General features: G+C 61.5%; 14 protein-coding genes. 5 read left to right on the plus strand and 9 right to left on the minus strand.

All coding sequences use genetic code 11. The features are described 5' to 3' along the window. Window positions 1–142: 142 nt before the first annotated feature. Window positions 143–1,384 carry an ammonium transporter gene (locus FSO04_RS03905; protein ID WP_199203006.1) on the minus strand — a complete coding sequence of 414 codons (1,242 nt, stop codon included), beginning with the start codon at window positions 1,382–1,384 and terminating at the stop codon, window positions 143–145. 551 nt (window positions 1,385–1,935) lie between these two features. Here FSO04_RS03905 and FSO04_RS03910 point away from each other — a divergent pair. The 3 genes from FSO04_RS03910 to FSO04_RS03920 are packed head-to-tail and all read left to right on the plus strand — an operon-like array spanning window position 1,936 to window position 5,809. Further along, window positions 1,936–2,667, plus strand: coding sequence for a gluconate 2-dehydrogenase subunit 3 family protein (locus tag FSO04_RS03910; RefSeq protein WP_154558457.1), 732 nt, complete (start codon window positions 1,936–1,938; stop codon window positions 2,665–2,667). After that, the gene (locus FSO04_RS03915) at window positions 2,667–4,445 is read left to right on the plus strand and encodes a GMC family oxidoreductase (protein WP_154558458.1); all 1,779 of its coding nucleotides are present in this window, start codon (window positions 2,667–2,669) and stop codon (window positions 4,443–4,445) included. The genes FSO04_RS03910 and FSO04_RS03915 overlap by 1 nt, the downstream gene beginning before the upstream one ends. Continuing rightward, window positions 4,442–5,809: a c-type cytochrome gene (locus FSO04_RS03920; RefSeq protein ID WP_154558459.1), complete on the plus strand. Its 1,368-nt coding sequence runs from the start codon at window positions 4,442–4,444 to the stop codon at window positions 5,807–5,809. Before FSO04_RS03915 ends, FSO04_RS03920 begins: the two co-directional genes overlap by 4 nt. A gap of 135 nt (window positions 5,810–5,944) precedes the next feature. Here the strand turns inward: FSO04_RS03920 and FSO04_RS03925 are convergent, their stop codons facing one another. The 7 genes from FSO04_RS03925 to FSO04_RS03955 all read right to left on the minus strand — a co-directional run bounded on the left by FSO04_RS03925 (window position 5,945) and on the right by FSO04_RS03955 (window position 12,282). Then, window positions 5,945–6,802 carry a helix-turn-helix domain-containing protein gene (locus tag FSO04_RS03925; RefSeq protein WP_154558460.1) on the minus strand — a complete coding sequence of 286 codons (858 nt, stop codon included), beginning with the start codon at window positions 6,800–6,802 and terminating at the stop codon, window positions 5,945–5,947. A gap of 142 nt (window positions 6,803–6,944) precedes the next feature. Beyond that, window positions 6,945–7,493, minus strand: coding sequence for a carboxymuconolactone decarboxylase family protein (locus FSO04_RS03930; protein ID WP_154558461.1), 549 nt, complete (start codon window positions 7,491–7,493; stop codon window positions 6,945–6,947). 194 nt (window positions 7,494–7,687) lie between these two features. Continuing rightward, window positions 7,688–8,908, minus strand: a complete 1,221-nt coding sequence (locus FSO04_RS03935; RefSeq protein ID WP_154558462.1) for a porin — start codon at window positions 8,906–8,908, stop codon at window positions 7,688–7,690. Between the two features lie 80 nt (window positions 8,909–8,988). Beyond that, the gene (locus tag FSO04_RS03940; RefSeq protein WP_154558463.1) at window positions 8,989–9,537 is read right to left on the minus strand and encodes a hypothetical protein; all 549 of its coding nucleotides are present in this window, start codon (window positions 9,535–9,537) and stop codon (window positions 8,989–8,991) included. Between the two features lie 86 nt (window positions 9,538–9,623). Then, window positions 9,624–10,967 carry an MFS transporter gene (locus FSO04_RS03945; protein WP_154558464.1) on the minus strand — a complete coding sequence of 448 codons (1,344 nt, stop codon included), beginning with the start codon at window positions 10,965–10,967 and terminating at the stop codon, window positions 9,624–9,626. A 113-nt stretch (window positions 10,968–11,080) separates the two neighbouring features. Further along, complete coding sequence (locus tag FSO04_RS03950) at window positions 11,081–11,440, minus strand: protocatechuate 3,4-dioxygenase (protein WP_154558465.1); 360 nt, start codon at window positions 11,438–11,440, stop codon at window positions 11,081–11,083. Beyond that, window positions 11,437–12,282, minus strand: coding sequence for a gallate dioxygenase (locus FSO04_RS03955; RefSeq protein ID WP_154558466.1), 846 nt, complete (start codon window positions 12,280–12,282; stop codon window positions 11,437–11,439). The genes FSO04_RS03950 and FSO04_RS03955 overlap by 4 nt, the downstream gene beginning before the upstream one ends. Before the next feature lie 467 nt (window positions 12,283–12,749). On the opposite strand from FSO04_RS03955, the gene FSO04_RS03960 reads away from it, so the two are divergent. Continuing rightward, window positions 12,750–13,997 (plus strand): LysR substrate-binding domain-containing protein, encoded by a 1,248-nt coding sequence (locus tag FSO04_RS03960; protein ID WP_168435559.1) that lies wholly within the window; start codon window positions 12,750–12,752, stop codon window positions 13,995–13,997. Window positions 13,998–14,135: 138 nt separating this feature from the next. Continuing rightward, window positions 14,136–14,441: a hypothetical protein gene (locus FSO04_RS03965; RefSeq protein ID WP_199203009.1), complete on the plus strand. Its 306-nt coding sequence runs from the start codon at window positions 14,136–14,138 to the stop codon at window positions 14,439–14,441. 310 nt (window positions 14,442–14,751) lie between these two features. Here FSO04_RS03965 and FSO04_RS03970 read toward each other — a convergent pair whose 3' ends face one another. Next, window positions 14,752–16,371, minus strand: coding sequence for a methyl-accepting chemotaxis protein (locus FSO04_RS03970; RefSeq protein ID WP_154558468.1), 1,620 nt, complete (start codon window positions 16,369–16,371; stop codon window positions 14,752–14,754). Window positions 16,372–16,374 lie beyond the last annotated feature (3 nt).

Raw genomic sequence — 16,374 nt, forward strand, 5'->3', positions numbered from 1 at the left:
CAGCGTCGTGGTCGTGACAGGCGACCCGCCGCCCGACCGTGGACAACCCGCGATTCAACCTTATCGGGAGGTGCCACACCGCATTAGACTCAACTGCAAATCTATCCGTCGAACCGGGTCAACCTCAACCTTGTGCTTCTGCTTACGCGTCCAGATAAGCCACTTCGCCATGCAACTCGGTATCGAGCCCGTGCTGCGCGGCGGCTTCACCGACCTTAACGGGTGTCACGCGGTTGATCAACCACAACATGCCCCACGTGAACACGAACGCCCAGACGCCGGACACGCATACCGCCACGCATTGCTTGACGAAGAAACCGCCGCCACCCAACAGCAGGCCATCCGCTCCATTCGGATTCCACGCCTTCGACGCGAACACGCCGAGCAGAACGGTACCGACGAGGCCTCCCACGCCATGCACGCCCCACACGTCGAGCGCGTCGTCGAGGCCGAGCCGGTTTTTCAGTGCAACGGCGTAATAGCAGATCGCGCCAGCAGAAATTCCGATTATCGCGGCGGTACTCAACGACACATAGCCGGCCGCGGGCGTGATGGTCGCGAGGCCGGCGACCGAGCCGGTCAGCAAGCCGATGAATTTCGGCTGCCGTGCGTTGGCCCATTCGATCAGCAGCCACGTGATGGCAGCGAACGAAGCGGCGACGTCGGTGTTCAGGAAAGACGAAGCCGTGATGGCGTCGACGCGCAACTCGGAGCCGGCGTTAAAGCCGTACCAGCCGAACCAAAGCAGACCCGTGCCGAGCGCGATCAACGGCACGTTGTGCGGCTTGTGCGTGAGGGTCTGACGGCGTCCCACATACAACACCGACGCTAGCGCGGCGAATCCGGCGGTGTTGTGGACCACAATGCCGCCCGCGTAATCGAGCACACCCCACTTCGCGAACAGTCCATCCGGACTCCAGACCATGTGCACGAACGGGAAATACACCAGCACCAGCCAGCCGGTCAGAAACAGGAAGTACGCCTTGAACGTCACGCGGTTGGTGAACGCACCTGTGATCAGCGCCGGCGTGATGATCGCAAACATCATCTGATAGGCGACGTGGACCACCAGCGGAATGCCCGCGTCATTGCCCGTGTACATGGTTTGCAGCGTAATGCCGCGCAGGAACGCATAGTAGGTCGGGTCACCAATGATGCCGTGCCAGCTTGGGCCGAAGCACATCGAGTAGCCGAACGCGAACCACAGCACGGTTGTCCACGCGAGCGAGATGAAGCTCTGCATCATGATCGCCAGCACGTTCTTGCGTTCGACGAGGCCGCCGTAGAAAAACGCTAGACCCGGCGTCATCAGCATGACGAGGCTCGCGCACAGCAGCATGAAAGCGGTATTGCCAACGTTGATCGGCATGGTTGCGGGAAGCACAGCTTGTCTCCTTGATGGTCGTCGTGATGTGTGCCTCCGGCGGCGCGTGGCACAGGCGTCGAAAAGAGCCCTTCAGCGCGGAATTTCTTTCAATTTGTAGGCTTTATCTGTTTTCGCGCGTTTGCGGCAGGCGAAAAGTATTCCCGCGCCGGAGCCGGCGCAATAGGGCTGGAAGATATAGCGGGATTCGCGTGATCCGTATGGCCGTCTCAGGCCCGGCCGGCGACCGCTCGCCATCGTCAGCGTGCCGTAAGCACGGGTAAACCACGTCCACTCGAACGGCCGCTCATAGCCATGCCTGCGCAAAAACGTCGCTTTTTCGCGTCAGTTTCACATCGCTCCGCCCGGGCCGCCCAGAGGCCACACAGGCTAAAAAACACCTATGATTTGAAAGACATATTTCCTTCAAAGGGACATTTAATCACTTCATGAAACAGCTTATTGTAAAAAAGTAGAGACACTTTGGAACCGGTTCCATTTACTATGGCGCCGAAATCCGACGACCGCCCGTGCGCACCACGGCGCGCTCCCATCTCGCGATAAAGAACAATATGGCTCACTCTCCTCTTACCTCCCGCCGCGGCTTCTTACGCACGGCTGTTGCGCTGGTTCCCGCCGGGACCCTCGCCGGCTGTGAAGTCAAGCAATCCGCCACGACTGCTCAGGGCGCGAGCGGCGCCGCCTCCGCGGGCCCGGCCACCGGCGCCGACTACAAGCCGCATTTCTTCGACGCGAAGGAATGGGCGTTCATCCACGCGGCGGTCGATCGCCTGATTCCATCGGACAGCGAAGGCCCGGGCGCGGTCGAAGCCGGCGTGCCCGAGTTCATCGACCGGCAGATGGACACGCCGTATGCGCACGGCGCGCTCTGGTACATGCAGGGCCCATTCACGCAAGGCGCGCCGGAACTCGGCTATCAGTTGAAACTCGTGCCACGCGATCTGTACCGGCTCGGCATCGCGGCGGTCAACGCCTACTGCACGAAGACCTACGCGCATCCGTTCGACGCCCTCGACGCACCCACACGCGACACCGTGCTCACCGCGCTGGAGACAGAAAAGATCGATCTCGCGGACGTCCCGGCCGGCGTCTTCTTCGGCCAGTTGCTGCAAAACACCCGCGAAGGCTATTTCTGCGACCCGATCCACAGCGGCAATCGCGACATGGGCGGCTGGAAGATGATCGGCTTCCCCGGCGCGCGCGCCGATTTCATGGACTTCGTCAACCAGAACGGTCAGGCCTATCCGTATGGCCCCGTGTCGATTGAAGGAAAGCGCACCTGATGACCACACAAACCAAACCGCACGTCGACGCGGTCATCGTCGGCTTCGGTTGGACCGGTGCGATCCTCGCGAAGGAACTCACCGAGGCCGGCCTCAAAGTGGTCGCGCTCGAACGCGGCGAGTATCGCGACACCTATCCGGACGGCGCATATCCGAACACGATCGACGAGCTGACCTACAATGTCCGCAAGAAGCTGTTCCTCGACCTCTCCAAGACCACCGTATCGATCCGTCATAACGTCGGCGATACGGCACTGCCCTACCGGCAGCTTGCCGCGTTTCTGCCGGGCGAAGGCGTCGGCGGCGCCGGGCTGCACTGGTCGGGCGTGCATTTCCGCATCACGCCGGAAGAACTGCGTCTGAAGAGTCACTATGAAGAACGCTACGGCAAGCGCTTCATTCCGGACGGGATGACGATCCAGGACTACGGCGTCAGCTACGACGAACTCGAACCGCATTTCGACTTCGCCGAGAAAGTGTTCGGCACCTCGGGCCAGGCTTATAAGGTCAACGGCAAGGTGGTCGGCGACGGTAACGTGTTCGACGCGCCGCGCAGCGACAACTTCCCGCTCCCCGCGCAGTTGAACACCTACTCGGCCGAACGCTTCGGCAAGGCCGCGCGCGAGATCGGACTGCACCCGTACCGCCTGCCTTCGGCGAATACGTCGGGTCCGTACACGAACCCGTACGGCGTGCAGATGGGACCGTGCAACTTCTGCGGATTCTGCAGCGGCTACGCGTGCTACATGTACTCGAAGGCGTCGCCCAATCTGAACATCCTGCCGGCGCTGAAGCAGTCGCCAAACTTCGAACTGCGCTCGCGTTGCCACGTGCTGCGCGTCGAACTCGACGATACGAAAAAGCGCGCCAAGGGTGTCACGTACGTCGATCCGGCGGGCAACGAAGTGTTTCAGCCTGCGGATCTCGTGATCGTCGCGGCGTTCCAGTATCACAACGTCCACCTGCTTCTGCTGTCAGGTATCGGCAAGCCGTATGACCCGATCTCGGGCGAAGGCGTCGTCGGCCGTAATTTCGCGTATCAGAACCTCTCGACGATCACCGCGTTCTTCGACAAGGACACCTTCACCAATCCGTTCATCGGCGCGGGCGGCAACGGCGTCGCCGTCGACGACTTCAATGCAGATAACTTCGATCACGGTCCGCTCGGCTTTGTCGGCGGCTCGCCGTTGTGGGTGAATCAGGCGGGCACCAAACCGATCAGCGGCATCGCGACACCGGCCGGCACGCCCAACTGGGGCGTGGACTGGAAGAAGTCGGTAAAGGACCACTACGCACACACCATTTCGATGGACGCGCACGGCTCCAACATGTCGTACCGCGACGTGTTCCTCGACCTCGATCCGACCTATCGCGACTCCTACGGCCAGCCGCTGTTGCGTATGACCTTCGACTGGAAGGACAACGACATCAAGATGGCGCAATACGTGACCGGGCAGATGCACAAGATCGCGCAGCAGATGGGGCCGAAGTCCATCGGCGTCTATACGCGCGAATTCGGCGCGCACTTCGATTCGCGCCGCTATCAGACGACTCACCTCGTCGGTGGCGCGATCATGGGCACCGATCCGAAGACGAGCGTGTTGAACCGCTACCTGCAAAGCTGGGATGTGCACAACGTGTTCGTGATGGGCGCGTCGGCGTTTCCGCAAGGCATCGGCTACAACCCGACCGGCCTCGTCGCGGCGCTCGCCTATTGGTCGGCGCGTGCGATTCGCACGCAGTATCTGAAGAACCCCGGGCCGCTGGTGAGCGTATGAAGAAGAAGATCGATACGAAACGCCTGGGTCAAGCATTCAGACGTGTGGGCGCTGCATCATTCTGCGTGGCGGCTACGTTGTCCGTTCCGCTCGCCGCGCAAGCCGCAACGCTCCCACCTCAATCCGACGCGACGTTGAGCGCGCACGGCGAATACCTCGCGCGTGCGGGTGACTGCATTGCTTGTCACACAGCGCAATCGGGCAAACCCTTCGCGGGCGGCCTGAAGTTCGACACGCCGATCGGTGCGATCTACTCGACCAACATCACGCCCGATCGCAACACCGGCATCGGCTCATGGACCTTCGCGCAATTCGATCGCGCGGTCCGTGCAGGCGTGCGGCCGAACGGCGACACGCTGTATCCGGCGATGCCGTACCCCTCGTATGCACGTTTGAGCGATGACGACATGCACGCGCTGTATGCGTACTTCACGCAAGGCGTCGCGCCGGTGCACCAGACGAACCGTGCGGTCGATATCGTCTGGCCGCTGTCGATGCGCTGGCCGCTCGGCATCTGGCGTTACCTGTTCGCGCCTGATCCCGTGGCGTTCAATTCGAAACACTATGCCGATCCGGTGGTTGCACGCGGTGCGTACCTCGTGCAGGGCCTCGGCCACTGCGGCGCCTGTCACACACCGCGTGCAGTGACGATGCAGGAACGCGCGCTGAGCGATCTCGACGGCTCCGAGTTTCTCGCGGGCGGCGCGGCGATCGACGGCTGGGTCCCGTCGAGCCTGCGCGCTAATCCACGCACCGGCATCGGCTCGTGGAACGAGGCCGATATCGTGCAATTCCTGAAGACCGGACGCACGCAGCACAGCGCGGCATTCGGCGGCATGACGGACGTCGTGCAGCACAGCATGCAGCACATGAACGACGCCGATCTCACGGCGATCGCACGCTACCTGAAGACGCTGCCGTCGACCGATCCGAACGAAAAGCCGTACGTGTACAACGATACGGCGGCTCGCGCCCTGCGTACCGGCGACGCCAGCGCATCCGGCGCCGCCGTGTACCGCGACAACTGCACCGCCTGCCACCGCAGTGACGGCCGCGGCTACACGCGCGTGTTCCCGGCACTTGGCGGCAATCCGGTCGTGCAGGGCAAGGACGCGACCTCACTGATTCACGTGCTGCTGGCCGGCAACACGCTCGAAGGCACGAAGACCGCGCCGTCCTCGTTCACGATGCCCGCCTTCGGCTGGCGCCTGAACGATCAGGAAGTCGCCGACGTGACGAACTTCGTGCGCAACAGTTGGGGCAACACCGGTTCGACAGTCAGCGCGGCGGATGTCGCCAAGGTCCGCAAGACCGTCACGGTGCATGCGCCCGAAATGCCACCTGCCGCGGCACTAAGCCACTAACATCGCGCCCTTGCAACTCGCCCGCAATCAGGGCGAGTGACGACAAGGATCGCGCAAGCCGCTTCTCCCCTTCACGCAATCTGCTCCGTTGGTCATGAGGCGAAGCGGCAGTAGCGATTAGCTTGCCTCTGCCGCTCAATACTGTTGCTGGACCGCGTCGATCATCTCAAGATGACGCGCTTCGGTCTCGTCGTCTGCGGGGAACATGCATTCGATACGCAGCTCCTGCGCCGCGACGGCTTGCGGCGTGCCCACGGTTGCGACCATTGAAAAGTAATTCAGCACTTTGCCGCCCTTGACGAAACCGATTGGGATCACCGGCATGGCCGCAGCAGCGGTCCCGGTTTCCACGGTGCGCTGCGAAGCCTTCAAATCAGGCTGCACATCCGGATAGGCACGCAGCGCGGCAAGCAACTCGTGCGTCTGTTCGTCGACCACGCGACCGACCGATTCCCGATAAACACGCTGAATCAGGCTATTCGACACAGCTTGCCAATCGGCAACGAACGGACGCATTCCATCCGGATCGAAAATCAGATGCAGCATGTTGCGCGGCCCCTTGCGCGCAGCCATATCGATGAAGCAATTGAAAAAGCGCGGCGCGGATTCGTTGGTCATCAGCACGTTCCAGTAGCGATCCATGACGAGCGCGGGAAACGGCTCGTGCTGACGCAACATTCGCCCAAGTGCTTTCGTGACGCTCTGCATTTCCTGTGCGTTCCAGGCGCCATCGGCATACATCGGCGCATAGCCCGCTGCCAATAGCAACGTGTTGCGTTCGCGCAGAGGAATGTCGAGCGTCTGTGCGATATCCAACAGCATCTGCCGGCTCGGCACGCTGCGTCCGCTTTCGATAAAGCTGATGTGACGCTGCGAGACACCCGCGTTGAACGACAAGTCCAACTGGCTGATGCCGCGCATGTCTCTCCAGTGACGCAACAATGCGCCGAGTTCATTCGGCGGCGTCTTCCTTTCAGGATTCGCAGGATTCATCGGTCTGTGGTCCACTAGTCGATACAGATCAGGTTCGGTGATCGATGGCGCCGGAGCATCGTGGACGTCCGGCGCCAATCGGTCGTTCGAACCGCGCCGGTCAGCATACTCCCAGTTGCTGACCGGCCCTTCCAGACGCGACCTACGCGGTCCAGACATATTCCTGGAACGGCGCTTCGAGCGGAGGCTTTGTGATGTTGCCGGCGTAGTTCGTGATAGTGGAAGCAGCCAGCACCGTGAGGACCTCGAGCACCTGGTCCTGACGGAAGCCGGCCTCGAGAAACGGGTCTACGTCCTTATCGTCCAGGTGTCCGCGCTTTTCGATCGCTGTTTTCGTCAAGGTCGACAGCGCGGCGTGCTTGCGATCGGCAGGTGTGCGGCCATCGCGAATCGCTTCGACGTCGGCGGGTGAGAGGCCCTCTTTCAGCGCGAGCGCCGTGTGAAACGCAACCGCCCACGTACACGCGTTGGTCACTGCGTTAGTCAGCAACAGGGTCTGTATCTGCGCCTCCGTGAAAGTACCCGCATGAACTTTCTGGAAGATACCGATGAAGCCGCCGATCAGCACCGGCGATTCAGCCATGGCGCCCGCGATGTTGGGGATAAGGCCGAAGTTTTGCTCAAGCTGCCGAAGCACCGGCCTGGATTGTTCGGGCGCGGATTCAATCGTGTGAATGTGAAACGTCGACATGGTATGTCCTCGATCGTAAGCGCCGCTCGGGATGAGTTGCGCGATGACCGAAGATTAGGCGTGAGTGTGCGGCCCGCCAATTACCTCGGATGTAATAGGTTTCGGTAACTGGCGCGCGGCCATGCAAGCGTTCACGAAAAGCAAAAGGCCGGGTCTGAACTGCCCCCGGCCTTTCTCACCGCAAAAACTACCAATCAGAACCGGTGAATAATGCCCACACCCACCGCCAACTGACTGCCTGAGGAAGACGGCGTACTGTTATACCCATCGCCGAGTGTCGCCGTGGCGTCGATGATCTGCCCGGCGCCGTTGGTGCCCAGCGTCTTGCCCTTCGCCTTCTGATAGGCCTCCAACGCATAGAAACCCGTGCGCTTGGACAATGCGTAGTACTCGGAGAGATTGAACTGGTGGTATTGCGCATTGTCCTGAATGCCGTTCGCGCGTGTAGCACGGGTATAGCTGTACCCCGCGCCAAAATCCCACGCAACGGCCGGTTTCCAGTGCAAAACCGTACCAGCCGTATTGAAGATCGCCGTATCGTGGAACTTCGAGCCACTGCCCGGAATGTACTGGACGTTCGAATAGGTCGCCGTGATATCCCACGCGCCATTGAACTTATAGCCGCCACCCACCGCGAAACGCTGTTGCGCCTGCGCAGTCTGATAGCCGTTCGTCAACGCGGATACGCCGATCTGCGAGCCGCCGTTCGTGGTGGTCGAATCCGCGCCCCATGAGCCGCCGCCCGCGGTCGAATTGTTGATTCGCGAGAAGCCGACTGCGAGGCCGACCGGCCCCATCGCATACTGCACCGCGGTCGCCCAGGTCGAGCCCTGGTTCGTGCTGCCCGCCACGCCGCCCAGCGAATACGAGCCGCTCACCGTCAGGCCATAGAGCTTCGGCGACGTGTACTCCAGCGTGTTGTTTGCGCGGTAGATCGTGTCGAGGCCGTCGATATCGCCAGGATGCGCGCCGTAGTAGCCGGTGATCCACGTGGTCGGGCTATACGGTGAGAGCAACTGGTAGTACGAAGCGTATTGGCGGCCCGCCGTGAAGGTACCGTATGCCGGGTTGGTCAGGCCGACCCACGCCTGGCGGCCGAACATCGCGTTGGTGTATTGCTGGGCACCGCTTGCCGAATTGAAGCCGGATTCGAGCTGGAAGATCGCTTTTGTGTTGCCACCCAGGTCTTCCGCGCCCTTGAGGCCGAAGCGGCTGCCCGCAAATACACCCTGCGTCATCTTGACGGCCGATTTTCCTCCGCTAGTGGAGCCGAGCGACGTCAGATTGTTCGTATAAGAAAAGCCGTTGTCGACGATACCGTATAACGTGACGCTGTTTTGCGCGAAAGCCGGCACGCAAGCCGCAATCGCTGCTCCAAACAGCACAACGTCTACTCGTCTGATACTTTTACTCATTCTCCAGATCTCCAAATCATACGTGTTGTTGAAATTGTTTTAATCGGCATTGACGCTCGAGCTTCGCCAAACGCTTTGTTCTATTGCCCTTGCGGTTGCAGCAGTCGCTTTACCGTCAAGGCTAAGGGGACCGTGAAGAAGATATGGGACATGAAGCCGCCGATGATCACAGCCGGGTCGTAGTAGTTCGGATGGCTATCGGAGGCGATCATGATCGCCACATGCATCGCGATCCACGCAAAAACCGCGTAAAACAGCGCCACGAAAGTGGCTTCGTATCCGCGCCGGCGAAAGTAAGGCCAGATTGCCGCGAAGAGAACGCCCCACGCCGATGCGAACACGAAGTGAATGCCCGTGCCGACGATATAAGCCCACACACCGAGCGACTCCTGCACCTGTTTGCCGAACACCAGCCCCGTCGCGTTGCGTGGAATGCCCGCCAACGGCATCAAGTGCTGCGCCCCTACCCAGATAAGCGCTTCGTAAATCCAGATGATCACGGCGCCGATCAATCCGCCGATCACGCCCGCGCGAACCATCGCCATGCGGTTTGGCCATTCCGTCACATTCGCCCTCTCACCCTTGTTGAGCCCACTTCCACTTCCGCTCACGCTCAAATCGCCACTCATGTCTGCTCTCCTTCAATAACTTCTGGTAAGGGATGCCGTGCGCACAGCAATCAACACGCTGTTGTGTGAAACCGCTGCAGACGCGTTCAGGCGTCGGCCACGGGACTGGTCATGAAGCGCAGCGCGAGACGGTTCATGACGATCGCCGCAGCAGCGATCAGCGCAGGCACAGCGAGCACCGCGAATACGGTTTCGAAACTGAATCCCAGCGACAGCAACGCGCCACCCACGAGCGAGCCCAGAATGCCGCCGAGCCGGCCGAACCCAAGCATCCAGCTCACGCCGGTTGCGCGGGCGCGAGTCGGATAACAGCTCGGGGCAAGTGCATTGAGACCGGTCTGTGCGCCGCTCATGAAAAAGCCGGCACAGGTAACGAGAACCGGCAGCAGGTTCGATTTGAGCGTGCCCATGCCCAGCGCGAAGATGAACACGCCGCCGAGCAGATACGCAGCACCGATCACCGCGTTGCGATCCATGCGGTCCATCGCGAAGCCGACCGCAACGGCGCCCACGGTGCCGCCCAACTGGAACATGCCGGTGATCGCGGCGGCACGCTCGACCGGCAAGCCGGCGTCCTTGATCAACGTGGGCAGCCAGCCAGTGAGCAGGTAGATGATCAGCAGGCCCATGAAGTACGTGAGCCACAGCATCAGCGTGCTGAACGCGTAGCCGTCCGCGAACAGCATCCGCACCGGCGCCTTCGCAGCGACCACCGGCTCGGGTGCGGTGAAGCGCACGTCTTGACCAAAGACATGTCCGCAGACGCGGCCGAGCGTTGCCGCGATCCGTTCGGTCGACATTTTGCGCACCAGCATCAAACGCGCGGACTCAGGCAGCAGCCACAACAGCAAGGGAACACTGAGGATCGGCAAGATACCGCCGAACATGAACACCGCGCGCCAGCCGAAGTGCGGAATCAGCGAAGCCGCCACGAATCCGCCGGCCCCCGAACCGAAGTTGAAGCCAGTGAACATGATCGTGAGCAGCAGCGAGCGACTGCGCGACGGTACGTATTCGGAAAGCAACGTGGTCGAGTTCGGCATCGCGGCGCCGAGACCCAGGCCCGTCAGAAAGCGCAGCGCGACGAGTTCCACGGGTGAGTCGGCGAAGGCGCAGGTCAGGCTGAAGAAGCCGAAGCAGAGCACGGAGGCAATCAACACTTTCTTGCGCCCGATGCGATCGGCAATCGGCCCTGCCGCCAGCGCGCCGATCGCAAGGCCTACCATCGCGGCGCTCATCACGGGACCGAAGGCAGCCCGGCTGACATTCCAGTCATGCATGATGACGGGCGCGACAAAGCCCATCACGGCCGTATCCAGCCCGTCCATCATGACGATCAGAAAACATAGAACGAGGACCAGCCATTGGTACGCCGACATCTTGCGTGCGTCGATAAACGCCTTGATGTCGACTGAGTCTGCAGATTTCATGCGTGTCTCCGGAGAAAACAGTTTCCCGCCCCGGCGTTCTGTCGAAGCCGAGGTCTTCTTGGTATTGAAATGAAAAGCCGCTAAAAAAAGATGCGGCGCAGGGTCGAGTCGCCTTAGACGGCTTCCGGCACCCTGCGCGTTTTCAGAAACGCCTCGAGTGTTTCGCCTCGCATGCTGGCGTACATGCCGAGATTCGTGATCTTCACAACGCGCGCAAATTTCTCGAGGACGAAGAAACACACGCCATATTGAATCAGCCCGATCCAGTCCGTGTTGTCGACGAGCGCGCGCTCCTCCGCCGTCAGGCTGGCCACGTCGTATGCAGCGGTCCGGTTCTCCAGCCAGAGCGTGCGAGCCGGCGCTTCGCGCATCTGCCAGAAGAAGCGGTTCAGGCGCATCGCTTTCATACTCTGGCGGATATCGAACGGATACGTTCCCGTCAATTCCTCGATACCGATCAGTTGCGGGTTCATTGCATCACCTCTTCTTCGTAGAGGGTCACGGCCATCGCGGTGCTCGTCGCAAGGTAATAGCTGCGATGCAGTTCACGGACCTTCGGCCCGAGCGCGCCGCGCATCGCGAGCCACATGATCGTCTCGACGCTCTCCGCGCCTCCAAGGCGCACATAGTCGACATGCTTCATCGCGGCGAGACGCTGCGGCTCATGCACGATCAGATCGAGGAACTCGATGTCCCAATCAGTATTGTTGAAGCCGCTTCGCTCGCCGTGGACCTGGTGCGACAACCCGCCGGTGCCGACCACCACGACATCCAGATCCTGCTCGAACGACTCGATCGCGCGGCGCAGCGCCTGACCGAGACGGTAGCAGCGGTTCGCGGTGGGCAGCGGATATTGGAGCACGTTGACTTCCATCGGCACGAGCGACATCGGCCAGCCGCCGTCGTGCGGCAACATCAGCGAAAGCGGGGAATTGCATCCGTGATCGAGTGCACGATCCTGGAAAATCGTGAGATCGAACTCGTCGTTGACGAGCTGCTCCGCAATGTGGATCGCCAGATCGGGATGACCGGTTATGTCCGGCAGTGGGCGCTTGCCTGCGCCCTCGTCCGCGAACTCGTGATTGGCCGATACACCTAGCGCGAAGGTCGGATAGCAATCGAAGAAGAAGCTGTTCGCGTGGTCGTTGTAGAACATCACCATCACGTCCGGCTTGCGCTCGGCGAGCCAATCGGCCACCGGTTCGTAGCCTTTGAAGAGCGGCGCCCACGCGGGATCGTTCTGCTTGCCCTTGTCGTACGCCATGCCGATAGTGGGCACATGCGACGTGCCGATTCCACCAATGATCCTTGCCATATCCCGTTGTCTTCCGTTGCTTCGTGCCGCGCGCCAACCAGCGCCAATCGGATGGGTCGCCGCTACCGGGGTGGCAGCCATTGCAACCATCTTGAGGTGCAACCATAAGGATCATGCAGGCTTGCCGAAAGTGCGGGTAAACCACATTCGCACTGGTTAAATTGCTCGCAAGCGCCCTGAATGCCAGTGACCGGCGCACGGATAAGCGCTGAAAGCCCCACCGGATAGGGGGTTTGGGGCATCGCTGACGAGCGTGCCGAGCCCCGGCCCAGCCTCCTGACTATCCACATGCGATAAACAAAACAGATGCCCAGGAAACGAAGTCGCAAGCCGTCTGGCAAGCGTGGTACGAGACTTGATGCGTCGCTATACTTGATGGCCTCGAATGAGTAGACACCCATGAACGAGATCACCCAGCACACGATCGCGGACACGTTGAACATCCGCCAGCCAGAACGCCACCATCCGTGAGCAGCAAAGAACTCCTCAACCTCGCGCAATTGCGAGCATTTCGACTCGTTGCCGAGATGGGTAGCGCCACGCGTGCGGCAGCGGCGCTATTTCGCGCCCAGTCGGCTGTGACGCGTTCTGTGCAGGAACTGGAGTCGGCACTCGGCGAGGCCCTCTTCGATCGCGGCCCCTCCGGCATGCTGCCGACGCCCGTTGGCCGCGCCGTGCTGCAGCGTTGCGAGCGGATCTTCGCCGAACTGGAAGAACTCGCGCAGTGGTGCTCGGCGAGGCAGGCACGCCGGCGGCCAACAGCAGAAGGCGCGCTGCCGGCCTATCTGCTCAACACCCGGCGGCTTCAGCTATTCATCGCATTGGCGCGTCATCGGCACATGCCGAGCGCGGCGAAGACCTTCGGCATCAGTCAGCCGGCCGTGAGCACAGCGATCCGGGTGCTGGAAAGCGGCGCCGGTTTGAGTCTGTTCCATCGCAGCCCGCGCGGCATCCTGCTCACCACGGAGGGCGAAACGTTTCTGCTTCACGTGCGCCGCGCATTGAACGAATTGCGGCATGTGCCCGACGATATCGCCGCCCTGCACGGCAAGATTCAAGGCGCAGTGACAGTGGGCGCATTACCGCTCGGGCGCACGTTGCTCCTGCCCAAGGCGATTGCGCGGATGACCGCGCAGCATCCGGGCGTGAGAGTCGTCACTGACGAAAGCGCCTATGAGGCGCTGGTCGCCGGCCTGCGCGCGGGCGATATCGACTTCATTCTCGGCGCGCTGCGCGATAACGACGCCAGCAGCGGTCTGAAGAACGAGCGCCTGATGTCGGAAGATATGGTCGTTCTGGTGCGCCGCGATCACGCGCTCACTCGCGCGCGCGATCTGAGCATCATGGATTTGCGCGACGCGCAGTGGATCGTGCCACGCAGCAATGCGCCGGCTCGCGCACTGTTCGAAGCGCAATTCAAGCGAATGAAAGTGAAGCCGCCGATGCCCACGGTCGAGACAGCAGACCTTGCTGTGATTCGTGGGCTGCTGCTCGGCACGGACATGGTCGCGGCGTTATCGGGCCAGCAACTGCACTACGAAGTTCAGTCTGGTCAACTGGCGATGCTCGACGTGCAGTTGTACAACACCCGGCGCGACATAGGACTGACCATGCGGGCAGCCGGCACGCCTTCACCTGCGGCGCGTGCGTTGATCGACGCGATCCGGCTTTCGGTTGTCGATGTCACGCGCACGATCAGCATCGCCGCGAATTAGTCGCTGCGTACAGCGGCTTTCACAACAAGCCTTAACGCGCCATAGTCACTGGAAACTGGAATTCAGAATTACAAAGATAGCCAGAATATGCTGCTGCCGCCTTGGTCGAATAGTGACGATCAAGACAACGGAAGCAATATGAAAAGCCAACCTTTTTTGTTAGCACTATTCGCGGTCGCCGCGTTCTGGACTGCCGATAGCCAGGCCGCGCAGCCGGATTACGCCTATTCGACGACGGTGCGTCTTTCCGACGGCAAAACGCTGAGCTGTGCTGTGAACGAGCCCTTGAGCGCCGTGCGCGACACCGGTACCACGCTCACCCGACGCGAAACGACGGAAGCCGACGTATTGGCGACTCAGCGACTGCGCCTGCTCAGCGGCCCCACGTCTGAGTATCCGTCACCGTACACTGCGCCGAACGTCACGTGCGGGGCCGTCGGTTGACGTCGAACGGCATGACGGCGTTCGTGCAGCTCATTCGGTACGATGCGGAACATCGTTCGGGAAAGGATAGGGGGCGTGAGGTCCTGGCCATTCCGCCGCCGGTGGACCGCGTAGCGCATCGCATCCGGCGAGACCTGCGAGAAAGCTGCACGTGAGTAAAGCGGCGCAAATGCACCGGACTACTGCTCGACCGTTCATCGCACACCTCCTCGCATCTACCGCATACGCTACTTCTTGGACCTCCGGTCGGGGTGGCAGGTTGCACACAGGCCGGTTCGACCATCATAGAGCCGGCCTGCGGCGAGGGGTGTCATGCGAAAACCGTGCTATCTGATTCCAGTTCTGTCCGCTGGGTTCGTGGGGCGGACAGCTTGTCTGTTTCGCGCAGCCTGAACACGGCCACCGCATCGACGAGCGCACGAGCCTGATCTTCCAGCGATGCCGCAGCAGCGGCGGCTTGCTCGACTAGCGCGGCGTTCTGTTGCGTCGCGTTGTCCATCTGCGTCATCGCGGTATTGATCTGATCAATACCGTGCGATTGCCCTTCGGAGGCAGCACTGATCTCGCTGACGATACCCGTCACGTTCCGGGCCGCCGTGACGATTTCGGCCATGGTTTCGCCGGCGCGCGTTGCCAGTTCGGCGCCGTTCCTCACCTTCGCAACTGAATCGCCGATCAGTTCCCTGATCTCCTTCGCGGCGGCGGCCGAACGTTGCGCGAGCGCGCGCACCTCTCCCGCGACCACCGCGAATCCGCGTCCCTCCTCGCCGGCACGTGCAGCTTCGACGGCCGCATTCAAAGCGAGTATGTTGGTCTGGAACGCGATCCCCTCGATCGCGCCGATGATATCGACGATCCGCTTTGAACTCGACGACATATCCGCGATCAGGTCGACAACCTGGCCAACAACCTGGCCGCCGCGGGCCGCTATCTCCGACGCATTTTCCGCGAGCGCACTGGCCTGCCGCGCGTTATCGGCATTTTGCCGGACCGTCGCCGTCAACTCTTCCATGCTCGATGCGGTCTTCTCCAGCGTCGCCGCCTGCTGCTCCGTACGCGTCGACAGGTCCGCATTGCCACTCGCGATCTCGCCCACGCCGTGCGTAATCGCCGCCGTTCCCTGCCGCACCTGGCTCACGGCCGCAACGAGCCCCGCCTGCATCCGGCCGAGTGCGGTCATCAATCGTCCCATTTCGTTGACGCGCAGCGTTGCGATCTCACTGGCCAGATCACCAGCAGCAATCCGCTCGAAATGGCGAATAGCGGCATCGATAGGCCGCACAATCGAATTCGTCAACGCGGATCGCGCGACGAGACCGAGGATCATTGCAGCGGACCCGATTGCGCCGAACAGCCAGAGCAGCATATGAAAACGCTGCTGTGCCGATGCAAAGCGCGCTCTTTGCTGCTCTGCCTGAAAATCCTCCAGCGCGCGCGCGGCGTTCCGGTAGTCGCTAAACAGTGTGTCAGGCGCCTGCCGTTGCGTCGTCCGGAACGACATGAAATCGTTCTGGTCGAGCGCCGCGATTTCGGGGCCAAGCGCCTGTTTCATCAATAGCTCGCGCTTCGCACGCAGCGCGTCGGTCAGCTTCCTCTCCACCTCATTCGACGGCGGTTGCGCAGCATAGGCCGCCAGCTCGCGATCACTACTCGTCTGCTCGGCATGCACTCGCGCGAGCACCGCATCGGTTGGCTTTCCCTGCGCGACGAGCGTCTCGTACGCACCGAGATCGACTCGCACCTGCAGAAGCGCTTCGCTGCTGGCGCCAAGGTGTCGCAGCGCAGCCGTCTCTTCGCTGTACATCCTGTCGAGCGCCGTGTTGGCCGTTTCCAGGCCCGCAATCGACGTTGCGATCACAAGCATCAACGCGGCCGTGTAGCCGGCAATCGTGATGGTCAGAGCGGTCCGGATACTGGTATTTCTGAACATGGC

Source organism: Paraburkholderia madseniana, assembly GCF_009690905.1.
GTDB classification, from domain to species: domain Bacteria; phylum Pseudomonadota; class Gammaproteobacteria; order Burkholderiales; family Burkholderiaceae; genus Paraburkholderia; species Paraburkholderia madseniana.